The sequence below is a fragment of the Photobacterium sp. Ph5 genome, from assembly GCF_022129445.1.
In the GTDB taxonomy this organism is placed as follows: Bacteria; Pseudomonadota; Gammaproteobacteria; order Enterobacterales; family Vibrionaceae; genus Photobacterium.
Map to the genome: position 1 here is coordinate 78833 of NZ_JADQAQ010000013.1, position 6428 is coordinate 85260.

General features: G+C 40.2%; 6 protein-coding genes. 5 read left to right on the forward strand and 1 reads right to left on the reverse strand.

The genetic code is table 11. The features are described 5' to 3' along the window. Window positions 1-89 precede the first annotated feature (89 nt). The gene (locus I3259_RS07410) at window positions 90-392 is read left to right on the forward strand and encodes a DUF6482 family protein (RefSeq protein WP_238029039.1); all 303 of its coding nucleotides are present in this window, start codon (window positions 90-92) and stop codon (window positions 390-392) included. Between the two features lie 14 nt (window positions 393-406). On the opposite strand, the gene mutH is transcribed toward I3259_RS07410, so the two are convergent. Then, complete coding sequence (gene mutH / locus I3259_RS07415; RefSeq protein ID WP_238029040.1) at window positions 407-1087, reverse strand: DNA mismatch repair endonuclease MutH; 681 nt, start codon at window positions 1085-1087, stop codon at window positions 407-409. 621 nt (window positions 1088-1708) lie between these two features. On the opposite strand from mutH, the gene rppH reads away from it, so the two are divergent. The 4 genes from rppH to I3259_RS07435 all read left to right on the forward strand — a co-directional run bounded on the left by rppH (window position 1709) and on the right by I3259_RS07435 (window position 6297). Beyond that, window positions 1709-2227 (forward strand): RNA pyrophosphohydrolase, encoded by a 519-nt coding sequence (gene rppH / locus I3259_RS07420; protein WP_005369648.1) that lies wholly within the window; start codon window positions 1709-1711, stop codon window positions 2225-2227. Between the two features lie 51 nt (window positions 2228-2278). Beyond that, window positions 2279-4525, forward strand: coding sequence for a phosphoenolpyruvate--protein phosphotransferase (ptsP, locus tag I3259_RS07425; protein ID WP_238029041.1), 2247 nt, complete (start codon window positions 2279-2281; stop codon window positions 4523-4525). Between the two features lie 27 nt (window positions 4526-4552). Continuing rightward, window positions 4553-5356, forward strand: a complete 804-nt coding sequence (locus I3259_RS07430; RefSeq protein ID WP_238029042.1) for a sulfite exporter TauE/SafE family protein — start codon at window positions 4553-4555, stop codon at window positions 5354-5356. 89 nt (window positions 5357-5445) lie between these two features. Further along, complete coding sequence (locus I3259_RS07435) at window positions 5446-6297, forward strand: thymidylate synthase (RefSeq protein ID WP_238029043.1); 852 nt, start codon at window positions 5446-5448, stop codon at window positions 6295-6297. Window positions 6298-6428 lie beyond the last annotated feature (131 nt).

The following is a 6428-nucleotide window of genomic DNA, read 5'->3' on the forward strand; positions in this document are numbered from 1 at the left end:
GAGATTAATTTTATATTACGAACTTGATAGGGGGAGAAAACTGACACATAGTTAATAGTAGAGTCTTTATTTTTTAGTGTGGATAAACAATGAAGCAATCTCAATTAAAGCCTTGGTTGAAAGCATCACCGAATAAGATCCCCCTTTGTGTATTAACATGTTATGCGGGCTATTCCGATTATCTAATGGAAGTCGAGTATAAGAATAAATTACAGCCGCTTAAAGATGATCAAGATAATTTACTGCATTTTAAGACAATTGAGCAGGCACAGGCACTGTTGAAGTCAGTTGGGATCAGTAATATGACATTACGTTTAACCGATCCTTATGATGAATTCTTACCGGAAGGGATCACTTCTGGTTGTGAAGAAGATATGGTGCTGTATTTTTAGTCCTGGAATACAGGCTAAATAAAATATTGAGCTAAAATTTCAGCGGTAAAGTGCGTTTTTAAATAAAAACCACGCGGTAAAGTTTTAATTGGTTGCCCATTTGCACCATAGGCTTCTGTTAGTACTTTACTATTAGCAGCTTTTGGTCGTAGTTGAAGTACGTCGCCATGGCGTGCCGTAATGTGCTCGACTTGGCCGAGTACAATCATATCCATTAACTCTTCCCAGTCTTGTTGTAACTGCGCTTCTTCAGTGATTGATGGGCTCCAAATCAACGGTGATCCAACGTGACGATCAGCTAGGGGGATATCACGTTCACCTTCAACGGGGATCCATAATACTCGTGATAGTTTATGACGAATATGGCTGGTTTCCCAGCGTAAGCCTTGCACCCCAATCAAAGGGGCTACACAGACAAATGTGGTTTCTAATGGTTTCCCATTATAACCAATAGGGATCGTTTTAAGCTCAATACCAAGCTCAATAAAGTCAGGAACGGGCTTGCTTCCAGCTGTTGCTCCTAAGTGCCATTCCAACAGTTGTCCAACCCACCCTTTATCTCTTTTTAAATCTGGTGGGGGAATAATGCCTGCAAGATCAGCCAATTCTCCAAGTGTTAATCCTGCCAATTGTTGGGCGCGATTGAGTAGTTCTTGTTCAGTGAGAGGTGCTGATGGTTGCTCAGATTTTGACATAGTGCTGTGTGATGATCATGATCTAAAGAGGACAATTAAAGATCATAACATAGCTTTTTCAACTTTGAGTCGCTAAAGAGCAACAAAAGGATCGTATTAAAAGATATCCACAGAATATTTTTATGAAATATTTTTTTTGTAATGAACTGTTTAAATAGACAGGTATAAGTTGATATTTTGTGCGTCTTGATTGGCTTCTATGCAATCTTATTTTTTGTCTAATGTGGATAAAAGCCTAATTGGTCGATCTTTGACCGATCGTTTTTTTGAGATGTGAATATTCGATTTATTTAAATTTATTATGTGTTTTTTATATTTGTATAATATTGATTTTTAATGGTTATATTTATTTTTTTGTGTTTTAAAACCAAGGCTAATTAAGTGGTGGGTGTACATAAATTCATGCTTTTTTTATTTTCTACACAAATCTATCCACAGAAAGAGTGAATAAATGTGGGGTATGTCTCATTTGAATGTTTATAACCTCTTGTTGAAGGACGAGTTATCCCAAATTTGAGGTTTCGATAGGAAAATATCACGATCTGATCGAATCTTTGTTTACCGATCTCTTCTACTATGAAAAAATCACTATTAATAGATATTTATACTTGAGGTCGTCCAGTGATTGATGGCGATGGATACCGCCCTAATGTAGGGATCGTTATCTGCAATAGCCATGGCCAGGTATTTTGGGCTCGACGATATGGACAACATTCTTGGCAGTTTCCGCAAGGTGGTATTGATGATGGTGAAACACCAGAACAAGCCATGTTCCGTGAATTGTACGAAGAAGTAGGATTAACCAAAAAAGATGTCAGGATAATTGCGTCAAGCCGTCATTGGCTACGCTATAAATTACCGAAACGTTTAGTGCGGTGGGATTCGAAACCTGTTTGTATCGGGCAGAAACAGAAATGGTTTTTGTTGAGCTTGGAATGCGATGAGTCCAAGGTCAATATGCAGCGAGGTGCTACACCTGAATTTGATGGGTGGCGATGGGTAAGTTATTGGTATCCAGTTCGACAGGTCGTTTCGTTTAAGCGTGATGTTTACCGTCGTGCGCTTAAAGAGTTTGCGCCTGTAGCCATGCCTTTTAAAGAATGGAAAGAGCGAAAATTCAAGCGTAATAATAAAAAGTAAACAAGGTAGTATAGAGGTTATTGGCAATATAGAAGGATAATAAGGCTTGTTATGCTGACACAGCTTAGAGAGATAGTTGACAAGGTTGTCAGCGCTCAGACCTTGATAGAAGCGCTAGATCAATTAGTGATGAGCACTTGTCAGGCGATGAAAACAGATTGTTGTTCGGTCTATATTGCTAATCATGAGCGTCAGCTTTATACATTGATGGCAACGCAAGGGCTGCATAAGTCGCAGCGGCGTGTAAGTTTACGCTTTAACCAAGGCTTAGTTGGCCTTGTTGGTCGTAGTGCGGAGCTCGTTAATGTTGCTGATGCTCGTGTTCACCCTCACTTCAAACATCTTCCAGGGATCGGCGAGGAATCCTTTCGATCGTTTTTTGGTACTCCTATTATTCATCAGCGCCAAGTGCTGGGTGTACTCGTTGTACAGCAACGAGAGAAACGTGAATTTAATGAAAGTGAAGAATCTTTCTTAGTTACCCTTGCCGCTCAACTATCGGGTATTTTAGCTCATGCTAAAGCGCAAGGAATGTGGTTTGAGCAAGGTAATAAATTACATCTTACTGGATCGGCTGCTTCTGCTGGTGTTGCTGTTGCAAAAGCATGGTGGGACGATACCCAACCACTATTAGAACATGTTGCTCCTACATCTTGCCTCGATGTGAATTTTGAGCAAGAACGTTTAACTATCGCAATAGAAGCGGCCAGTACTGAGTTTCGTCGTTTACGTAAACGCTTTGATAGTGAACTGCAAAAAGAAACCCTCGCTATTTTTGATTTATTTAGCCATTTACTCAATGATCCTATGCTCCGCAAAGATCTGAAAGCTCGCATTGCTTGTGGTGATCAGGCTGAGTGGGCTGTTCGTCAAGTGGTTGAATCTTATTCTGCACGTTTTGCGAATATGAAAGATCAATATCTCAAAGAACGCGCACAAGATATTCGTGAACTAGGCCAGCGATTATTATTCTTCTTACGCGATGAAGATGTCGATGAGTTACAGTGGGATGAGCCTGTCGTTTTATTAACCCGTGAATTAACGGCAGCTATGTTAGCGACTGTACCTTTAGGAAAGCTTGCTGCAGTTGTTGCTCAAGAAGGTGCGGCCAATTCACATGCCGCTATTTTGTCTCGAGCGCTAGGTATCCCTGCGATTATGGGGGTCGATTTTGTTCCTCATACAGTACATAACAATTTAGTTATTGTTGATGGTTATCGTGGTGATTTTCTTGTTAACCCTAATCGCCATGTATTAGTTGAATATCGTCGTTTGTTACGTGAAGAACATGAGTTAGCCAAAACGGTTGAAGGCGATCTGGATAAAGAAGCCTACACCAAAGATAATCAACGAATTATGGTTCACTTAAATGCGGGGTTAAGTGCAGATACCAGTATTGCAGTTAATAAAGGGGTCGATGGGGTTGGCTTATATCGCACCGAAGTCCCTTTTTTATTACAGCGTAGTTTTCCTTCAGAAGAAGAACAAATTAATCAATATCGTTCTATTTTACAGACCTACCCTGATCAAACCGTTGTGATGCGAACGCTCGATATTGGTGGCGATAAACCGTTACCGTATTTAACTATTGAAGAAGATAACCCTTTTTTAGGTTGGCGAGGGATCCGTTTTACGTTAGATCACCCCGAGATTTTTTTAATTCAAGTTAGAGCAATGTTACGCGCCAGTATTGGCCTAAATAATATGGATATTTTACTGCCAATGATCTCAGGGATAGCAGAACTTGATGAGGCAAAAATACTTATTGAGCGGGCTTACCAAGAAGTAGCAGCACAATATGATGGTGAGTTAAGAAAACCCCGTTTAGGGATTATGATTGAAGTACCGTCAATGCTTTACCAACTACACGCGCTAGCCGATAAAGTCGATTTTATTTCAGTCGGTAGTAATGATTTAACTCAATATTTGCTTGCCGTTGATCGAAATAACTCTCGGGTCGCCAGTGTTTATGATGCGTTTCACCCCGCTGTTTTAAATGCGTTAAAGCATATTATCGAAAGTGCTGAACGTTACCAAATTCCAGTTTGCGTTTGTGGTGAATTAGCTGGCGATCCGATTGGTGCAATTTTATTAGTCGGAATGGGGTATCGATCATTGAGTATGAATACCCGCAATGTAGCCAAAATAAAATATATATTACGTCATGTGTCAGCACTTGATATGGAGCAACTGGCGGATGATGTTCTCGCGGTACATTTATCTTGTGAAGTAAGAGATAGAACAACGTTATTTGTTGAGCAGCATGGTTTAGGTGGTTTCATCCGCGCAGGTAAATAGAACACTTTTTGATATTGGTTACGTATTATGTATGAAACAACACTTTGGCTATTTAGCATGTGTTTGCTATTGGGATCTGTCGTTGGGCTGTTGGCTGGTTTATTAGGCATTGGCGGTGGTTTATTGGTTGTGCCAGCTCTAGTTTGGTTATTACCGAAAGCTGGAATTGCATCGCATCTTGTGATGCATATTGCCTTAGCGACATCACTTGCCAGTATTGTTATGACTTCAATGGCCTCTGCCCGTAATCACTTTAAGCTTGGAAATATTGATTTTTCAGTGGTTAAAATATTAGCGCCAGGGATCATTGTTGGTGGATTAGGGGGGAGTGTTGTTGCTGAGATCATCCCGTCACATTATTTACCTAAAATTTTTGCTGTCATCGTATTGTGCCTAGCAATTCAGATGTTGCTATCAATGAAAGTGATAAACAATAAGCCTCTGCCAAACCCACTAGCATGTGTATCAAGTGGCGGCATCATTGGTTTGATCTCAAGTCTCGCTGGCATTGGTGGAGGATCATTAACGGTGCCGTTTTTAAGTTATTATGGTATTGAGATGCGACGTGCTATCGGTACCTCTTCGCTCGTTGGTTTCTTAATTGCTGTTTCTGGAATGATTGGCTTTATTTACGCAGGTGTTGGCAGTGAAGCGTTACCTGCGTTTAGTGCGGGTTATGTATATTTACCGGCTTTATTTGGTATTGCTGCAACATCAATGATCGCAACTCGTTACGGTGCGGCGTTAGTGAGTCGACTACCGACCCCGACACTGAAAAAGCTATTTGCGGTGTTATTGTTAGTGATCAGTATAAAAATGTTTTTAAGTTAACAGCAGGGCCAACAGGCTTCTGATAGAATAACAATTACTAATTTTCGCGCCTAGCTTTTGCTGGGCGTATTCAATTTACGAGTAGGACTATGAAACAATATTTAGCCTTATGCCAACGCATCGTTGACGACGGTGTATGGATTGAAAATGAACGTACAGGTAAGCGTTGTTTAACGGTTATCAATGCTGATCTGACTTATGATGTTGCTAATAATCAGTTTCCGTTGATCACTACTCGTAAAAGTTTCTGGAAAGCTGCAATCGCAGAGCTTCTCGGTTACTTACGTGGCTATGATAGTGCAGCGCAATTTCGTGCGATTGGCTGTAACACTTGGAATGCTAACGCCAATGATAACCAAGCATGGCTGAACAATCCTCATCGTAAAGGTGAAGATGACATGGGGCGCGTTTATGGTGTTCAAGGTCGTCGTTGGCAAAAATCAGACGGTACGCCAATTGATCAATTAAAGAAGATTGTTGATGATTTAACTAAAGGTATTGATGATCGCGGTGAGATCTTAACGTTTTATAACCCTGGTGAGTTTGATATGGGGTGTCTGCGTCCTTGCATGCATACACACACATTTTCACTACTGGGTGATACGTTATATTTAACGAGCTACCAGCGTTCATGCGATGTGCCACTAGGATTAAACTTCAATCAAGTACAGGTATTTACCTTGCTGGCGTTAATGGCACAAATTACAGGTAATAAAGCGGGTCAGGCATACCACAAAATTATAAACGCACATATCTATGAAGATCAGTTAGAGTTAATGCGTGATGTACAATTAAAGCGTGCTCCATTCGCCTCACCACAACTTAAAATTAACCCAATGATCAAATCATTAGAAGATTTAGAGACATGGGTAACGCTAGATGATTTTGAAGTGGTGGGTTACGAGCATCATGATGCAATTCAATATCCATTTTCTGTTTGATTTTTCACGAAAGTTTACTAAAAAACAAATTTAATCAGAGTGATAAGTGAAAAATAAAAAAGCCCAGCATAAGCTGTAATGCCGATCAGTTAAGACAAAAATGATCAGTTGAACGATCCTATAGATGTGTA

Coding starts and splice junctions, on each gene's coding strand:
- mutH (WP_238029040.1), bottom strand. CDS start 1,087: ATGTCAAAATCTGAGCAACCATCAGCACCTCTCACTGAACAAGAACTA.
- I3259_RS07435 (WP_238029043.1), top strand. CDS start 5,446: ATGAAACAATATTTAGCCTTATGCCAACGCATCGTTGACGACGGTGTA.
- I3259_RS07410 (WP_238029039.1), top strand. CDS start 90: ATGAAGCAATCTCAATTAAAGCCTTGGTTGAAAGCATCACCGAATAAG.
- I3259_RS07430 (WP_238029042.1), top strand. CDS start 4,553: ATGTATGAAACAACACTTTGGCTATTTAGCATGTGTTTGCTATTGGGA.
- ptsP (WP_238029041.1), top strand. CDS start 2,279: ATGCTGACACAGCTTAGAGAGATAGTTGACAAGGTTGTCAGCGCTCAG.